The following is a 17,807-nucleotide window of genomic DNA, read 5'->3' as shown; positions in this document are numbered from 1 at the left end:
GGTAAAGGTCTCTTTTTGTGGATATAAAAGGACCTTACCAGTGATGGTAAAGGTCCTTTTTTTTGTACATCATAAGAATATTAAGGAGGAGTCAATTTTGGATGTTTCATTATTATTAGAATATGGGTGGGTGCTTGCTGTCTTAGTGGTCCTTGAAGGATTACTCGCAGCAGATAATGCATTGGTACTCGCAATCATGGTTAAACACTTGCCTGAAGATAAGCGCAAAAAAGCGTTGTTCTACGGTCTGATGGGTGCATTTGTTTTCCGTTTAGGTTCATTGTTCCTGATCTCTTTCCTCGTCGATGTATGGCAGGTGCAAGCGATCGGTGCCCTGTATCTCCTGTATATTTCGATTAACCATATCGTTAAAAAGATACTGGGTAGTCGCAATAAGACAGATGAAGCAGCTGATTCAACGCCGAAGAAACCGAAAAAACAATCCGGTTTCTGGATGACCGTTTTCAAGGTCGAAGTAGCGGATATCGCATTTGCAGTTGATTCCATTCTGGCTGCTGTTGCTTTGGCTGTGGCGTTGCCACCAAGTGGATTGCCTCCAATTGGCGGACTCGACGGTGGACAGTTTATCGTTATCTTCCTCGGTGGATTCATCGGGCTTGTGATCATGCGTTTTGCAGCCTCATACTTTGTGAAATTGCTTCATTCCCGTCCAGGACTTGAAGTTGCGGCCTTTGTCATCGTAGGTTGGGTAGGGGTTAAGCTGGCGGTTATTACACTCGCACACCCTTCATTGGGTGTTCTGGATGAGCATTTCCCGGAAAATAAAATTTGGAAATTCGGATTCTATATTGTACTGATCACCATTGCGGTATGTGGTTGGTTCCTGTCTTCCAAAGTTCCTGAAAAAGAAGACGAAAATCCGGTTGAAGAGTTAGAAAAACAAGCAGGACTGTAATAATCATGTTACGCTAACAACATCATTATTATTTGGAAAACAGGAGATTGTCCTAGGACAATCTCCTGTTTTTGTTTACATATGCAATCTACACCATGGACCATTTTCCAAGAAAAGGGTTGACACATGAATTCTAGTCCCCTTAATATAAGACTAACATTAACGAAGGGAGGCCGAGAGACATGATGCTTGGTTATGATTTGATTCAAACAGGGCGCAACGTAGACACAATAGCATATCCGGCTCATCGTTTCATTGGCCTCATACGGTCGACATAGGGGATAGGCATATCGTTTAGCAGGTTTTATAATCGATATGCGTTCTTCGCTTATATTATAGCGATGGATGACAGACACACAGCATGTTTATGCTGTTCTGTTCTCCGTTATTGTCATTCAGTAGAAGTCATGGGCGACTAGCCTATGGCTTTTTTTAATATTTATTTTACAGATGAATCAGCAAACCGAATTTGCTGAACGTACAGGAAGGAATAATACACTTTTATGAATACAGAATTTAATTTATTTACTAATCCAAACGAATTAACAGGTGCCTACCGGCATGAAGTAAAATTGCCTGCAGGTAATCTAACCGTATACGCGGCGCAACAACTCTTCTCCTCGCTTGATTACAAGGTGTTCGAGATGGCAAACAATAATTTGCAGATTCCGGGAATCTCTTATATGAGTTACACGCCAGACGTACACGTCGGTGTAGGTACGTGCATTGGAACGACAGCCGTGTGGGATGCGCAGAGCGGATACGTTTCTCCCTCCATCGTGGGCAGTGACATCGGCTGTGGCATGCGAGTGCATATGACAAACTTGCACAAGGACGAATTGAAAGACATCAAGCTTCGCCGCAAACTCGTCAAGGCCATTGAGAAAGTATTGCCGATGGAGGCGAACCAGCGAGGTCATTACTCGGATATCAGACTGGAGCATATTGTTCGTAAAGGCCTGCATGGTTTACCCAATAAGTATATTCCGGACAGCTATACACCGAAAAAATCAACCGCGATGACACATGTGGAAAGCAGCAAGTTCAGTTACGATGAGGATGTGTTAAACCACGTTCCTGATATGACATGGCATCGTTCGCATCGTCAGCTCGGAACACTGGGTGGGGGGAATCATTTTGCCGAGATCCAGGCGATTGAGATCGCTGAAGAGAATCGTGAAATAGCCGAAGCCTGGGGATTGTATGATGGACAGGTCGTGGTCATGATTCATTCCGGCTCTCGTGCATGGGGTGGGTATGTAAGCCAGACGAGTTCGTCAGCGATTGCCAAAGTCATGCAGCGGCTTAACCTGGGTACTTCCGATCCCAGACTGGTATTTGCTCCACTTGAGCATGCAGAAGGTCGTCATTATGTGAACATGATGTATTCTGCATTGAATTACGCTGTTGTCAATCGTCACCTGATTGCTTATGCTATTCGCGAAGCATTCCGGGATGTGTTTGGCTCCAAATGTGAATTTCGTACGTTATACGATCTGATGCACAACTATGCCTGGGAGGAATCTCACGCAGACCAAGGTTCCGTTTTTGTACATCGCAAAGGGGCGACACGTGCGTTGCCAGCAGGTCACCCGGACAATCCAAAGCCTTATCTGGCAACTGGACATCCGGCACTTATTCCGGGTTCCATGGGAACTGCTTCATATATCATGGTAGGTCAGCCGCAGGGTGCTGATAATTATTATTCAATATGTCACGGTGCGGGTCGAATCCGTTCACGGACGGCAACAAAACGATTGATTAGCGTGGAGGATTTTGCTACGGCACTGGGTGTGGGTACAGAAGATGAGATCGTGGTAAATCAACGCTCACTTGAATCCATTATTGATGAATCACCTCAGGCTTATAAAAATGTAGATGAAATTATAGACAGTGTTACCGGCGCAGGCCTGGCTCAAGTTGTAGCCAAATGCAAACCGCTTGTAGCGGTAAAGGGAGCGAAATAATGACAATAAACGAAAAACAAACAGATCCAACCCAGGCGATCTATACCTATGACGAACAACATGATACCCGAATTCGAGTGGAAGGGTACGCCATCTATTCAAGGTTGATTCGTGGAATCAGTGAGGCGCTCCATCAGCGCTATGGGGTTGAGTACAAGCTCTATGCCAGTTCTGACCCGAACAATGAATACTGGGAGTTACTCCGGGAAGATCTGCAAAATGGCAGTGACGAAGTGGAACTGGTAGCCCGCATATTCGAGGATCTGGAACTTCAGACGTTGCATTACGACGATGATGGAGATGTACCCACTTATGGTGTGCATTACTCCATTCGCAATAACGTATTTGCTTATCCGAAATGGGGCGTAGCACTTGTTCGGGTTCCATTTTTCCGAGAGAACGGGATCTACAGTGAAGACTTTGTCTTTGCCATCGGTGATGAGGAGATGAAGCAATTTCTGGGAAGTGTCCGGGAACGGGAACGTCAACAAAATATGAAAAAAGTAACGGTCTACACCGATGCCCGCAATGGCAGCGATCGTCATGTGGAATCCATCACTCGCTCCGTGGGACGAGAAGATGTTGTTCTATCGGCACAGATCAAGCAGGATATTTTCCGCTCGCTGGATCAGTTCTTCGAAGCGGATCGTTCATTCTACAGAGATTACGATATCCCGTACAAAAGAGGCATTTTATTGTATGGGCATCCGGGTAATGGTAAGACCACGTTGGTAAAATCCATTGCGGGAAGTATCCCGGGCCCGGCTGCGTATTGGCAGATTACGGAGTATACCAACAGTGAATCGGTGCGTGAAGTGTTCGAGGCTGCCAAACGGTTGGCACCAATGGTACTGATCATTGAGGACATCGATTCGATGCCAGATGAAGTCCGTTCCTTTTTCCTGAATACATTGGATGGAGCTACGTCAAAAGAAGGCATTTTCCTGATCGGGACAACGAATTATCCGGAGAAAATAGATCCTGGCCTCATGAACCGTGCTGGGCGGTTTGACCGGGCTTACGAAATTCCGCTGCCAGATGAAGCGCTGCGTCTGCAATACTTGCGCCAACGAGGCTTCACCGTATTTGCGGGTGAAGAAGGCACAGTAGAAGCAGCTCGTCTGACCGACACGTTTTCTCTTGCACAGCTAGGTGAGTTGTATGTGAGCGCTGCGCTGGAATGGCATCAGAATGGACAGACAGACATTGTGAAAGTCATTCAGTCGATGCGTGGCGAGCTGGATAAGAGCCATAAACATACTTGGCTGGCGCAGCCAGGTAAGGGCCGTGCAGGCTTTTATTGATCAGACCTAACCCATCCATCCTATAATATGACGCAATTTTATAAATAATCCTATCTCATTTGGTGATACTAACCTTGTCTGCTCTAACATACAATGACTTTCGGGAGGTACATAACGCAGCCCTGAGCTGGTGAGATGCCGGAAAGTAACGCGATCTGTTTCCATACCTGACTAAGGCTTGTTTTGCAGAGAGAGATGCATGGGGACAAAAGGTAATATGCAAAAATTTTTATGCCAATTGTTTAAATGCTTCTGTAGCGGTTAATAGTAGACAGACAACAACAAAAACTTTAATTAGAGGTGAATGATATGGGTTGGTTATGGTCATTAATTATCGGTGGTATCATTGGATGGTTGGCAGGTTTGATCGTTGGTCGTGACATTCCAGGTGGTGTTATTGGTAACATCATTGCTGGTTTTATCGGTGGATGGTTAGGTGGAGTAATCTTGGGCGATATGGGTCCTGAGATGGGCGGATTCTACATTGTACCTGCATTGATCGGTGCGATCGTTCTTGTAGCCATCGTAAGCTTGATCTTCCGTTCGATGGGACGTAGCCGCGGGTAACTTAATCAAGATAATTTCTTGAATTAGTTGTCAGCTAAATGCATTACCAATGAAGGGGTTGATTGAGAGCCATAACCATGGCTTTCAATCAACCTCTTGTTGTTTTAAAATATAAGAATGTATGCGTAACTTAGCATCAGTATTCTATAGCTAGTTTCGATAAGAGGGGATGAACGGAATGGAAAAAGCTACATTCGCCGGCGGATGTTTCTGGTGTATGGTTACACCGTTTGAAGAACAACCGGGCATTCATGGCATTATATCGGGTTATGCTGGCGGTCACGTCGAGAATCCAACATATGAGCAGGTCAAAACCGGGGAGACCGGTCATGTCGAAGTGGTTGAAATTACATTTGATCCAGATGTATTCCCTTATGAACGACTGCTAGAGCTGTACTGGCCTCAGATTGATCCGACGGATGACGGAGGTCAGTTCCAGGATCGGGGGACACAGTATCGTACGGCAATCTTTGTGCATAATGAACGTCAACGTGAGCTGGCTGAACAGTCCAAACAGGAACTGTCAGCCAGCGGACGATTCACTCAACCGATTGTTACGGAAATTCGGGATGCAGCTATATTCTATCCGGCTGAAGACTATCATCAGGATTACCACAAGAAAAACGAAAAACATTATAAGGAAGACCGTGCGTTATCCGGACGGGACGAATTTATAGACGAGAATTGGAAATAGGATGATATTCTAATTTGCCAATGTAATAAGCCGGGAGAGCTCCTTATGGAACTCTCCCGGCTTATTATTAAATTTATTTTGCAGAATTGGACTTCAGTACATATTTGGACAATGTCTCATCGTTCAAGGAATAGATGACATCATCCACATAGGTTGAAACACCTTCTAATGAAGGAACCGAGGCACTGGTCGTGTAGATATGCACGTCTTCCAGCGTCTGTGGATCAAGAATGTATCCTGTTTTGGCAAAATCAAGCTGATACTGACCATCCTGTGTCTGGTCAACACGCATAAGTGCAGGCTGTGCGTCTTTGAATGTACGCTCAGTCACTTTGCCTTTCATCGTGTACAGTTCCAGCTTCTGCCCTGTAAAGACTGTATAACCGTTGCCAGCCGTCTGAATGTAGGCATCACCAGCAATGGCACGTCCCCAAGCAAGCTTACCATCGGTGCCAAAGCCCATCAGTCGGTTACCGGTGTTCTCAAAATTGGCGCGCATAATGATGGAACCATCGTCGAGAATGGCCAGCGATTCACCGCCGCCATCTCCTAATGTATTTGCATTGGCAGGGAATTGGTAGAAGGACAGACGATTCAACGTACGATCATAGATCTCTACTTTGGGATTTGCAGCTTGCTGCCAGAAGTTGCCTACCTTCGTTTGTTTACTGGCATCCACTACAATTCGACCATGGTCAGCCTTAAGTACGTTACCGTTGATGGTTTTTTCAGTAATCAGCTTGCCCTTTTTGTCATATAACGAGATGGTTGAGCGAACCGAACCATTTGATTGCACGCCCTGACTTGAAGCAACCATCAGCGTATCGTTATCCAATAGGGATATGCTTGCAGGTGAATTCACCGTTTTGACCCAGTTGGTTTTACCGGATGTATTGAATGAGTACAATTTTTTGGTTTTGTCCGAATATTCCATATATACATAAGCTGTACCGTTGCTGGCATATACCGAATCAGAGTAGGTGGTATAAGGACCACTTTTCTCATGGAATATCGTATTCCACTTCAATTGTCCAGTCGTAACATCGAATGCTTGGAGAGAGTCCAATTGCCAGTCGAGTGTTGTTTTGCTGCTTGTTTTGGTCACGGGCTGGGAGGCATGTACATATACAAGATTTTTGGATGGCACGGCATGGATTCCCTTGATCAGGACATCTTTCTCTGTATTAGCCTCAGATAACATCAGGGAAGATGACGTCCACGCCGGTTTGGGCATGGATTCAGTTGAAGCAGCGGCGTAACCTGTTGTATTCATGGTGAAGAGGAGCATGCCGCTGAGAATGAGGGCAGCCCATGTTTTGGACTTGTGTTTGGTCAATGTATGCAAGTGATAAACCACCTTTCTTCTTCGGTTCAAAATAGAACCGATTGTTGAATTTTACCATTAAAGTCAAGCTGAATTCAACCGAACGCACTGTAACCTTTTATCATTGGTTTGTCGAAATGACTATGTTTGGGGAAGTATAACGGTTACAAGGAATTCATCTTCTTTCGATGAAGGTGGAAGTCTGATATATTTAGTGCGGTGACAAGCCGTATCTGCGTAAGACGTTGGATAGAACATAGGAAATGAAACAAGGAGAATAGCTATGAACTGGAGTGAAAATGTGACCCTATGGGTCATTGGATGTATCATTATATTGTTGCTGCTGGCCTGGATTATTCGGAGGGTTATCGGGCGCGGGCAGCGGATCAGAAGTGAAGCGAATCCTCGTAAGATCACAATAAAGGACATCGACAAGATGGAGGATGGTTCGGAATTTGAATTATATCTCTATCATTTATTCGAAGAGCTCGGGTACGATGAGGTGCATAAGACAACAAGCAGCCGGGATTTTGGGGCAGATCTGGTGTTTGTTGATAGACTCGGCAGACGAAGTGTGATACAAGCGAAGCGATATGGTGCGAACCATCCCGTAGGGTTGAGTGCTGTGCAGGAGATATATACATCGATGCGTTATTATGAAGCCGACCGGTCGATTGTATTAACGTCCGCCCGTTACACCGAAGCCTGTCGGACGCTTGCAGCGGTTAATGGAGTGAAGCTGCTGGACAGGGAAGACCTGATGGAATTAATTCTGTTATTCAAAGCCAGAAGAGTGGAAGAAGCATTGGAACTGATCGAAGAAGATGATCATGAACCAATCGAGACGTGGCAGTCCCGGCGAAAGCGGCAATCCCGCTAAGTACTTGGGTGGAAGCCTTTTTAATGATGTACATCTCATTCCAGTAGGAAGCACCTTCACTTGCGTAGCTGCACATGATATATTGAGTGTATATCAACCAAAGGAGTGTGTGATCCATTATGGCACGTACACAAACACAAAAAGCATTACGTAAAGCAGAGCGGTCAGGTCAATGGTGCTCGGAACAGAGCCGAAGAGTTAACGGGGATTATAGCGCGTTATCCCAGCATGTACGGCTCATGCCTACGAAGCAGGAAAAATTGCAAAAGGTCAAACACAAGAAGCAGATCATCCAGGATGGTGGTGCTTCTTTTTATTTTATATATGAGGCGCCGATTGCTGGATAAGTAAGACGATAGAATTTTGTACACTAAATGAAGGGAGAACCTATACATATGACAACAGCGCTGCACATGAATAAAAAAATCGTTCGGCGTTTTTTGCTGCAAACGCAAGCTTTACTTGGACGTTGGCCCGCAGTTTCCTTACCTTCGGGACCCGACCAAGTTTTGAGCTTGATTCGCTCCCTTGGTTGCGTGCAGATCGATCCTGTGGCTGCTGTAACCGGAAACCAGCATTTGGTGCTGGGGGCTCGTGACCCTGGTTATAATGCTGACAGCTTAAATACGTTGCTGAGTGATCACAAGGTGTTTGAATATTTTGCAAATGCTGCCTGTGTCATTCCAATCGAGGATTATGCTCTCTTTGAACCTGTGCGTGCCCGATTAAGGGAGCGTCTGGCTCCGTCCTTACAAGGTCTAGAGAAAACAGTGCAGCATGTGTTACAGCGTTTGAAGGAAGAGGGTCCTTTACCTTCCAGAGCCTTCCGTGCTGTTGAACGGGTAAGTGGTTATTGGGACAGTGCAGATGTGCCAAAGACAAAGGATACAACACTTGCTCTGAATTTACTGTTGGACTCCGCTGTCATTCGTGTGGTGGCGAGGCAGGGGAATGAACGTTATTTTCATATTACCGAATCCGAATTGCAACAACAGGGACTTCCGATGAAAGATGACATCGATGTGTTGGCCCAGAGACAGGCTCTGCTGGATAAATACATTCATGCGTATCGTGTCGTAGATGCCCGTGATCCCCGTCTGGGTTGGCTGAAATCTACAGCGGCTGAACGACGCGCCGATATTGCTGCCCGTGTGTCAGATGGGCGAATGATCCCGCTTAAGGTGGAGGACGTGGCGACGCCTTATTATATTCGTGCTGAAGATGAGGATTTGCTGCTACGCATGGAAAGGGAAGAGCCACACTATGATCCGTCTGGCCCGGTACGTTTCCTGCCGCCGCTGGACAACCTGTTATGGAGAAGAGAACGTATTGTTGATTTATTTGATTTTCATTATAAATGGGAGATTTATACGCCAGAGGTGAAAAGAACCTACGGTTATTATGCCATGCCTATTCTTCACGGTGATCGGTTGATTGGACGTATGGACCCACGACTTGATCGCAAAACTGGAGTACTTACCGTTCGTTTGTTATCGATGGAAGAGACTGCTCCACCTGTGGAGGAATGGATTACGGATTTTCGGGAGGGGCTTCAATTCTTTGCGTCCATGCATGGAGCACGTTCCATTACTATCGAGAAGACGGTACCAAAAGAGTTGAAAAAGCAGCTTAAATCGATTTGATTAGGGGATACATGAAAGAGTGTATGGACACGGAAATTGGAATTGTTGAGGGGGTAAAGGATCTAAAAAGGACAAAGAAGGAGGAGCCAGAGGGCCCCTCCTTCTTCATTTGATTTTAATATCATATCTCTAGCATTACATTAGAAGTGCTAACGAAAACAAAAACCTAGGTTCACGTCCACGCCAAAACTTCTTTAGTTCACCAGATGAGGCATTTCAACGTTGGGATCAACATCTGCTTCATAATCCACACCATCGGTTTCAAAACCAAACAGCTGGAAGAATTCGCGACGGTAACCTTCCAGATCGGACAGATCGTAGATGTTCTCTGTGGTCAACTCATTCCAGAGCTTCGCCACTTCTTCCTGAACGTCAGCTCTCATCTCCCAATCGTCAATGCGAATACGGCCTTCGGCATCGGTTGGAACTTCTCCTCCCGCATACAAGCGATCAGCGAACAGACGTTGCAATTGCTCGATGCATCCTTCATGCAAGCCTTTTTCTTTCATGACTTTGTACAATGCTGAGATGTACAGCGGCACGACTGGAATCGCAGAACTGGATTGAGTCACCAGCGCCTTGGCTACAGTTAAGTACGCACGTCCACCTTTGGCACTTAGGCGATCATTCAGCTTGTGTGCAGTCGCTTCCAGATGATTCTTGGCTTGACCGATGGAACCATCACGATAAATGGCATGCGTAAGTTCAGGACCGATATAAGAGAAAGCGATGGTTGTTGCATCATCGGCAAGCACACCGCCTTGTTGCAGGGCATCCATCCACAGTTCCCAATCATCTCCACCCATTACGGTTACCGTCTGACGAATTTCCTCTTCGTTTGCCGGTTCAAGGGTAACGGAGCTGATTTCGCCTGTGTGGAAGTTTACCGTTTTGTTTGTGTAGGATTGTCCGATAGGCTTCAGCACAGAGTTAAATACTTCACCCGTGTTCGGATCGGTACGGCGTGCCGAGGCTACGCTGTATACAACCAGATCGACTTGACCGAGTTCACTGCGAATCAGTTCAACGGCTTTGTCTCGTGTTTCGTTTGCAAATGCATCACCTGTAACGCTGTACGATTTCAGGCCTGCTTCCTCCGCGGCTTTTTCGAATGCAGCGGAATTGTACCAGCCTGCAGAAGCTGTACGTTTCTCTGTGGAACTGCTTGGACGATAAATGCCGACTGTATTCGCTCCAGCTCCAAAGGCAGAAACAACGCGTGACGCCAGACCGTATCCGGTGGAAGCACCGATCACGAGTACATTACGCGGTCCTTTCAGCTCAGGCTGGGATTTCACATAATCAATCTGTTCCTGCACTTGCGCAGCGCAACCTACAGGATGGGAAGTGGTACAAATAAAACCACGTGTTCTTGGTTTAATAATCATTTATTTGCATCCTTTCATATTCAGCTCATGTTTCAGCATTTCAATAAAATGCTCGTACACATACCTCCTTATTGTAAAACAATTACCTTGGAAACGGAAACCGTTTCGTTGATTTCGCCGGAAGGGTGGCGTTATATCTCTAATTTTGCGATGATGTGAATAGAATGTACTCGCTTGTTAGGATAGAAAGGACAGGGATACCATGCTGAAGGAACGCATTGAACTGCTAAGCAAAAGAAAACAAATTTCCCGTAAAGACCTTGTGGAAGGTCTGGTCACGCAGGCCCACTTTGCCAATATCCTGGCGGATCGTTATCCTCTCCCTGAGGACTTGGCAGAAGCCATCGCCGGGCGTCTTGGGGTATCCCCTTCCTATATTCTAAAGGCTGCGGCTCAGGACGAGGAAACACTTGAACGGGCAGAGGTTATTTTCGAACAAATGTCTGTTCCAGCGTCGGCGATATCCGAAGATACGGTGCATGCACTGGCAGATCGGGATGACACGATGACCGTAGAGTTGACAACGGCCTTGATGAAGGCGGTCTATTATCAGCAATTAAACGATGCAACGGCTCATGAGTATATACATACGTCCTACCTCAATTTTTACCTGGAGAAATACGGTCGTCCAGACGATATTGATCTGCCACGTCCGTTAGTCAAAGCACTTTTATTCTATAAAATACAATATTATCGCTCCAAAATGGCTTTTGTGGATGTATTAACTCATGCAACCAGGCTCAGTGAGCTAGCGTTTCCTGGCAGTGAATTCTGGCTGTCTGTGCAAAATATCAAGATGGAAGCCTACATCCAGGTCAAACAGTATGAAGAGGCCAAACAGGTATTCGAGCTTACAATGCGTCATGTCTATGATCAGCGGATGTTCCATCGGTTGTCCGGGTTATATGTGGCATATAGTGGCTATTGTTTTGCGATGGGGCTGGTTCAGGAGGCACTCTCGGCATTAACCATGGCGGAGGCAAACCTCGTGTATGCTGGCAACCAGGGAGATCTGGTAACGGCGATTGCCAACAATCGGATTGTCATGTTAACAATGACAGGTGAACTGGATCAGGCACAGACAGAGATTGAACGATTTGAATCGCTATTGCAGCAGGAAACGGAAGAAACACAGCAGGCCATGCAGCCGCTCGTCAGTGTGTATCGATGCGAAGTGGCTCTGGCACGGAAGAACTGGGGCGTGCTCGCGCAGAGTGTAGATCAACTTTTGAAATGTGCAACAACACAGGACCAGCAGATGAGCGCAACCTTCTACCAGAGCCATCTGGCTCTTGCGCATGGAGATCGCGAAGTTTTCATGGAGCGGGCACTTGCGTGTCTGCCTTATTTTGAATCAGCGCAGCATGTCATGCGGCTTGAACCGTTATATGAGGGGATGGCTGTAGTATCGGAGGATCAGCGGAAATACAAAGAAGCGGCGATGTATTATCGGAAGCTGGTATATTTGTTACGCAAAAAATAGAGTGGAAATCGGCTTGGAAGAGCCTCATTATGGCATGATTTGGTGCATTACCAAAACTCTTGGCACAAAATATGGCCGCCAATCGTGAAATGAAGATCGGATTAGCAGATCTTTTTTTGCGGAATTAGCATCATTCCTTACTAAAGAGGCGATCATCCCGTCATTCAATGACCGGATTTTTCGTTTCTTTTGTATGCCGCCAGAAGGGTATTCAAGGACAAGCCGCGGTGTTTATAATTTAATTATAAATACGTGTTCAAAAAGTCTGGTTTTTAGTACCGAGAAGATGGAATGAAGCTAGAAATGGAGTAGCGGAGCGTAGGAGACCTACGTGAGCAACTAAAATGTTTCCGAAGGAAACATACTTCGTAAGCATATGCTTATTCGGCTGAATTTCATATTCGATGCTGATGATGCTGCTAGGCATGATTCGTAATCAAAAGTGGACTTTTTGAACAACTTCTAAAAACAAATAAAACAAATGAGGTGCTTGATATGGGATGGTTCGGTAAAAAGAACAAACAGGAAGATGCGATTGCTAAAGCGGATAAAATGATGAATAAAGGACTCACTGGCATGATGATGAAAGGTTTTGTATCAAAGGAACATCGGGATGCGATCAACCAAAGTCTGGATTCGGCAAAGCAGGCACAGTTGGCGGCAAGTGGTTCTCTGCCTTTAACAGCTACGGCTACGGTGGTGACAATCACCGATACAGGCAAACTGATCAACTTTGATCCGATTGTTGTGCTTGTATTGGATGTGACAGAAACGAATGGCAACCAGTATCAGCGAACATTAGAGACACTGGTATCCAAAATGCAGATTCCACGAGTAGGCGATCGAGTGGGATTGGGTCAGAATCCAGCGAATCCCTCCGAGCTGATCTACATGGGTCTAGTATCCATCTAGAAGGTATTTGGTTATAGGACAGTGATACTTTAATTGAATAATGCATATAACAACGAATAATAGATATATTATTCGAGGTGTTGATAGAGATATTAAGAGAAGGATTAAGAAAGGGTGGATCATATGGTAGGTTTCCTAAGATTCATTGGCGTATTAACGGTATTCGGGGTGGGGTTCTCCCCATTTCTGGCACAGCAGCTGTGGAATGATCCGTTTATGATTATGCAGGCATGGTGGTACACTCCGGCGATCTTTGCCGGGTTTGCACTGATCTTTGTTCCTGCGATTTTGAGCAATATTTTTGGCGTAGGTCGAGTGAAGACAGGTTTACCAGCAGTTGGGGTCATTAAGACTATACAACAGACGGGTACGTATATTAATGAACAACCGGAGGTTCGATTGGGTCTGACAGTTTCGCTTAAAGGGCGAGAGAAATATGATACCGAGATGAAAACCGTCATTCCGCTGACTTCCATGGCACAGTTTCAGCCGGGCAGTTTCATTCCATTAGTGGTTTCCGTAAAGGATGAGCGCAAGGTAGGGCTTGATCTGAAAGGGCAACTGTCACAGGAAGATATGCAGCAATTGCTGGATGAAAAGATGGTACAGCAAGGTGTATCACCTGAAATGATGGATATTGCAAGAACAGGGGAAAAAGCAATGGCCAAGATCCTTGATGTCACTCCACTTGGGAGTGGAGGCAGTAACAAGATCAAGCTTCAGCTCAAACTCAGTATAACAAAGACGAACGGTGAAACCTTCAATGTGACAACGCAAAAAGAAATTTTGTCATCTGCGCTGCCCCAGGTGCAGCAAGGTCATATCATTAATATCATCTATTCAAGACAAGACCCAACAAAATTGGTGTTGGCATTGAATGTACAGGAGCGACAATTAAGTGACTTATTCTCTTCCTGAGGATGTAGACAAAAGGAGGTCCTACAGATCATGTTTATGACGTGTAGGACCTCCTTTTTCATTTTGGTATGTATGAGAGATACAAGCAACGGACGGTTTTCAAACAATACCAAGGCGCATGCGATAAGAAAAAAGTACTTTTCTGGATTCTCCATCAAATACACGATTAGCCAGCGCTCTGAACTCGTCAGCAGCTGTTAATAGATCATCCGCTCCCAGCTTCAACGCCGTTTGCAGGCCGCCTTGGCTCAGGGCGAGATTGACATATCGATCGGCAGTGAATGTCTCGTGGTGATGAAATACGATTTCCCGAACATATCGGAACAGCCCGGACTGCTGAATCTGCTGCAAATGCCCATCCTTGCTCCATTTGTGTGCCTGACTATCCTGGGGAGCCAGACTGGCTGCTCGTTGATCTGCTTCCTTATTCAGCTGCAGATAAGCTTGTTCTAACTGCCAGTCTAACATTGGCGGCCAGTCGCAATCGTAGGCTGCAAATATGCCCCCTGTACGAAGTACACGTGCAAACTCGCGTAGTGTGGGTTGCGGCTCCATCCAGTGAAACGATTGCGAGCAGGTCAGCACATCCACACTGCCATCTGGTAGTCCGAGGTCGTGAGACAAGCCGGACACAAACCGCAGGTTATCCGGCTTCCCGGCAGATTCCCACTTGGATTCAGCTACAGACCTCATGTCATCGCTGGGTTCAAAGCCGATGATACGTTCAGCTTCATTAAGCCAGATCCACGAGGATAAGCCGGTGCCACAACCAATATCTGCGACCATACGTGGAGTGCTGCCAAGATATGTCGTTAGAATATCCACCACTTCAGTGGGAGCAGCTGGTCGATTCTGATCGTATAACGTACCAAAACCTTTGAAACGTTCCACATTGTTGCGTCTAATGTCTTGCATGGATAAACCTCCTTCGGTCAGATGGATGACGGAGAGTCAGCTGTGATCAAAAGTTGTATAGGCCTATATTATATCATTCATTGTTGGGAAGTTTGTTCATGACGTTCTGCAAATGTTCAACGGCTTTGATATGACGTCTGAGCAATTCCTGTCCAACATGAACAGGCTCGATTACGGTCAGCTCGGAACCAAACGACAGCAGGAAGGAGTAGAGCCATTCCCCTACATTCAGTTCGAGAGACACACGGAGCCTGCCATCAGGCTCTTTTTTAATGAGGGAGGGTTCGAAAAAATCATACACTCGGTATGCAATATTGCTGGAGAACGAGAGTGTAAGAGGAGTCAGGACAGGAGCTGCTTCTGATTCAGGGTCGTTTGATCCGGCAGTAACAGAGTGATCGTGTTTTCTCGCCAGAAAAGTCAACTGGGTGATCCGTTTCATCTTAAATGTCTCGAATTCTTTCCGATCAGGATCATCATGAATGTAGCCTTTGAAGTACCATGTACTGTTTTTGAAAATAAGCTTCTGTGGCTCCACGGTCGGAATGCTCTTCTCACCATCCGAATTAACATAATGAAACGTAATCAGTTGATTCGTTAATATAGCTTGTTTCACCTGATTGAACAGCTCTCTCTCCTGCAGAGGGATGCTGCCCCATGGTGAGAAATTGAATTCGATCCAATCCAGCTTGTGATCAAAAAGGGCGGTTAGCCGTTGTAGCATATGGGCACTGTTAAGATGGGGGATCGCACTGATGCTGTATAGTCCCATCAAAATTTCATTCTGGTCTTCTTCCGACAACAGGGACTTGTCCATGACATAGTTGTCCATCAGATGAATACCGCCATGCTTGCCGGTCGTTGTATAGACGGGAATGCCCGCAGCACTTAACCGATCGATATCGCGGTACACCGTACGTACAGAAATCTCGAACATACGGGCGAGTTCGGGTGCAGTGGCTTTCTTTTTCTCCAATAACAAAAGCAACATTCGAAATAGTCGGTTATTTTCCATGCTCTGATTATACCATGACAACAGGTGTCAGGGTATGGGTGGTACACTGGTGTAAAAGTCTTACCAAGACATTTTGACTCAGATTTATAATTTGTTCTTCATTTATTGGGGAGTAGTGAAGGGGACGATATCGATTCTGAAAAAACGAAGTGTTCGCTAAAAGCTTTCTGTAAGAAAGCTACTTCGGAAGCAAACGCTATCATGGGATTTTTCCATTTAGAAATGGGAATAAAAGAAATCCGAGGATAACAGCGATCAGAAGAACGATTCGTGACCGGAACGGCTACTCGCATAATATCAAGCACTTTATACCGAAATGAGTTAATTATTAAGGAGGAACTGGTCATGACAATGAAAGAAGGATTTTACTGGGGTGGCGCAACGGCTGCCAATCAATTCGAGGGTGGATGGAATCAAGGTGGCAAAGGGCCGAGCACGTCTGACATGATGACAGGGGGAACCCACACGACCCCACGCCGGATTACGCCTGTATTGGAAGAGGGCACGTATTATCCGAGCCATGAAGCGGTTGATTTTTACGGACATTACAAAGAAGATATTGCCATGATGGCAGAGATGGGCTTCAAAATGTTCCGCATGTCCATCAACTGGTCCCGGATCTATCCGAACGGTTATGATCTGGAGCCAAACGAAGAGGGATTGCAGTTCTACGATAATGTTTTTGCCGAGTTGAAAAAATACAATATTGAGCCGCTCGTAACGATCTCCCATTATGAAACGCCATTCGGTCTGACACAAAAGTATAACGGCTGGGCTTCCCGTGAAGTTATCGATTGTTATATCCGTTATTGTACAACCCTGTTCAACCGTTACAAGGATCAGGTCAAATACTGGCTGACGTTCAACGAAATTAACTGTCTGACGATGCCGATGGGTGCTTATATGGCTGCAGGTATTCTGTTTGAAGGTAAAGAAACACTGGTCGACGGAGTGGATGATCCTCAGACTCGTTTCCAGGCATTACATCACCAATTCGTTGCGAGTGCCAAAGCGGTGAAGCTGGGACATGAGATTAACCCTGATTTCCAGATCGGCTGTATGGTCGCTTTCATGACCACCTATCCAAACACATGTAACCCGGACGACATGTTGCTTGCACAGAAGAAAGACCAAATCTCCAATATGATCTGCGGTGATGTACAGGTTCGTGGCGCGTATCCTGGATTCGCCAAACGTTTCTTCGCCGAAGAAGGTATCCAGATCGAGATGCAACCGGGAGACGAGCAGACCTTGCGTGAAGGCTGCGTAGACTTCTACTCCTTCAGTTATTATATGTCTTTGGTTGAAAGTGCGGATGAGTCCCTTGAGAGAGCAGAAGGTAATCTGCTGGGCGGTATCAAAAATCCATATCTCGAAGCTTCCGACTGGGGTTGGCAGATCGATCCAAAAGGACTGCGTTACACGCTGAATCATCTGTATGATCGTTATCAGATTCCACTGATGGTGGTTGAAAACGGTCTGGGTGCTGTCGATGTGGTAGAGGAAGACGGCTCCATTCAAGATGACTATCGCATTGATTATTTGAAAGGTCACATTGAACAGATGAAAGAAGCGGTAGCTGACGGCGTAGATCTGATTGCCTACACCATGTGGGGATGTATCGACCTGGTTAGTGCATCCACTGGAGAGATGAAGAAGCGTTATGGCTTCATTCATGTCAATAAAGACAACGACGGTAACGGAGACTTGAGCAGAACACCGAAGAAGAGTTTCCACTGGTACAAAAAAGTCATTGAATCCAATGGTGAAGAGTTATAAATTGGCTAAAAAAAACCAGACCCGTCTGTTCCCTTAAATGGGACAAGCGGTCCATGTGGTCCTGAACGTGTTCAGGACTACAATATATGAATATAAAAATAC

At 45.9% G+C, this 17,807-nt stretch carries 16 protein-coding genes; 12 read left to right on the top strand and 4 right to left on the bottom strand.

The window, feature by feature from the left end; translation table 11 throughout:
* Positions 1 to 97: 97 nt before the first annotated feature.
* The 5 genes from C161_RS28325 (at position 98) to msrA (ending at position 5,448) form a co-directional block, all read left to right on the top strand.
* Entirely contained in the window at positions 98 to 916 is an 819-nt protein-coding gene (locus C161_RS28325) for a TerC family protein (protein WP_036617064.1), read from the top strand.
* A gap of 503 nt (positions 917 to 1,419) precedes the next feature.
* Positions 1,420 to 2,883, top strand: coding sequence for an RtcB family protein (locus tag C161_RS28320; RefSeq protein WP_036674491.1), 1,464 nt, complete (start codon positions 1,420 to 1,422; stop codon positions 2,881 to 2,883).
* Positions 2,883 to 4,187 (top strand): AAA family ATPase, encoded by a 1,305-nt coding sequence (locus C161_RS28315; RefSeq protein ID WP_036617070.1) that lies wholly within the window; start codon positions 2,883 to 2,885, stop codon positions 4,185 to 4,187. The genes C161_RS28320 and C161_RS28315 overlap by 1 nt, the downstream gene beginning before the upstream one ends.
* Before the next feature lie 309 nt (positions 4,188 to 4,496).
* The gene (locus C161_RS28310) at positions 4,497 to 4,754 is read left to right on the top strand and encodes a GlsB/YeaQ/YmgE family stress response membrane protein (protein ID WP_017686880.1); all 258 of its coding nucleotides are present in this window, start codon (positions 4,497 to 4,499) and stop codon (positions 4,752 to 4,754) included.
* A 178-nt stretch (positions 4,755 to 4,932) separates the two neighbouring features.
* A complete protein-coding gene (gene msrA / locus C161_RS28305) occupies positions 4,933 to 5,448 on the top strand; it encodes a peptide-methionine (S)-S-oxide reductase MsrA (RefSeq protein WP_036674489.1) in 516 nt (171 codons plus the stop codon).
* Between the two features lie 73 nt (positions 5,449 to 5,521).
* On the opposite strand, the gene C161_RS28300 is transcribed toward msrA, so the two are convergent.
* Positions 5,522 to 6,793 carry a PQQ-binding-like beta-propeller repeat protein gene (locus C161_RS28300; RefSeq protein WP_036674488.1) on the bottom strand — a complete coding sequence of 424 codons (1,272 nt, stop codon included), beginning with the start codon at positions 6,791 to 6,793 and terminating at the stop codon, positions 5,522 to 5,524.
* Positions 6,794 to 7,055: 262 nt separating this feature from the next.
* On the opposite strand from C161_RS28300, the gene C161_RS28295 reads away from it, so the two are divergent.
* From C161_RS28295 to C161_RS28285, 3 genes are all read left to right on the top strand, one after another.
* Positions 7,056 to 7,652 (top strand): restriction endonuclease, encoded by a 597-nt coding sequence (locus C161_RS28295; RefSeq protein ID WP_036617077.1) that lies wholly within the window; start codon positions 7,056 to 7,058, stop codon positions 7,650 to 7,652.
* Between the two features lie 119 nt (positions 7,653 to 7,771).
* Complete coding sequence (locus C161_RS28290; protein ID WP_036674487.1) at positions 7,772 to 7,999, top strand: hypothetical protein; 228 nt, start codon at positions 7,772 to 7,774, stop codon at positions 7,997 to 7,999.
* A gap of 48 nt (positions 8,000 to 8,047) precedes the next feature.
* Positions 8,048 to 9,295 carry a DNA glycosylase AlkZ-like family protein gene (locus C161_RS28285; RefSeq protein WP_235193970.1) on the top strand — a complete coding sequence of 416 codons (1,248 nt, stop codon included), beginning with the start codon at positions 8,048 to 8,050 and terminating at the stop codon, positions 9,293 to 9,295.
* Between the two features lie 194 nt (positions 9,296 to 9,489).
* On the opposite strand, the gene fabV is transcribed toward C161_RS28285, so the two are convergent.
* On the bottom strand, positions 9,490 to 10,683 hold the full coding sequence (gene fabV / locus C161_RS28280; protein ID WP_036617082.1) for an enoyl-ACP reductase FabV: 1,194 nt from the start codon (positions 10,681 to 10,683) through the stop codon (positions 9,490 to 9,492).
* Positions 10,684 to 10,885: 202 nt separating this feature from the next.
* Between fabV and C161_RS28275 the strand changes: the two genes are divergently transcribed.
* From C161_RS28275 to C161_RS28265, 3 genes are all read left to right on the top strand, one after another.
* Positions 10,886 to 12,166 (top strand): hypothetical protein, encoded by a 1,281-nt coding sequence (locus C161_RS28275; protein WP_036674485.1) that lies wholly within the window; start codon positions 10,886 to 10,888, stop codon positions 12,164 to 12,166.
* Positions 12,167 to 12,661: 495 nt separating this feature from the next.
* Entirely contained in the window at positions 12,662 to 13,078 is a 417-nt protein-coding gene (locus tag C161_RS28270; RefSeq protein WP_036674484.1) for a hypothetical protein, read from the top strand.
* Between the two features lie 123 nt (positions 13,079 to 13,201).
* Entirely contained in the window at positions 13,202 to 13,996 is a 795-nt protein-coding gene (locus tag C161_RS28265) for a hypothetical protein (RefSeq protein WP_036674600.1), read from the top strand.
* A gap of 99 nt (positions 13,997 to 14,095) precedes the next feature.
* On the opposite strand, the gene C161_RS28260 is transcribed toward C161_RS28265, so the two are convergent.
* On the bottom strand, positions 14,096 to 14,911 hold the full coding sequence (locus C161_RS28260) for a class I SAM-dependent methyltransferase (RefSeq protein WP_036674482.1): 816 nt from the start codon (positions 14,909 to 14,911) through the stop codon (positions 14,096 to 14,098).
* 73 nt (positions 14,912 to 14,984) lie between these two features.
* Positions 14,985 to 15,926, bottom strand: a complete 942-nt coding sequence (locus C161_RS28255; RefSeq protein WP_036674480.1) for a helix-turn-helix transcriptional regulator — start codon at positions 15,924 to 15,926, stop codon at positions 14,985 to 14,987.
* A 345-nt stretch (positions 15,927 to 16,271) separates the two neighbouring features.
* Here C161_RS28255 and C161_RS28250 point away from each other — a divergent pair, with 345 nt between their 5' ends.
* Positions 16,272 to 17,705: a glycoside hydrolase family 1 protein gene (locus tag C161_RS28250; protein ID WP_036674478.1), complete on the top strand. Its 1,434-nt coding sequence runs from the start codon at positions 16,272 to 16,274 to the stop codon at positions 17,703 to 17,705.
* Positions 17,706 to 17,807 lie beyond the last annotated feature (102 nt).

The sequence above is a fragment of the Paenibacillus sp. FSL R5-192 genome, from assembly GCF_000517845.1.
Classification (GTDB): Bacteria; Bacillota; Bacilli; order Paenibacillales; family Paenibacillaceae; genus Paenibacillus; species Paenibacillus amylolyticus.
This window is presented reverse-complemented; position numbering and strand designations above follow the sequence as displayed.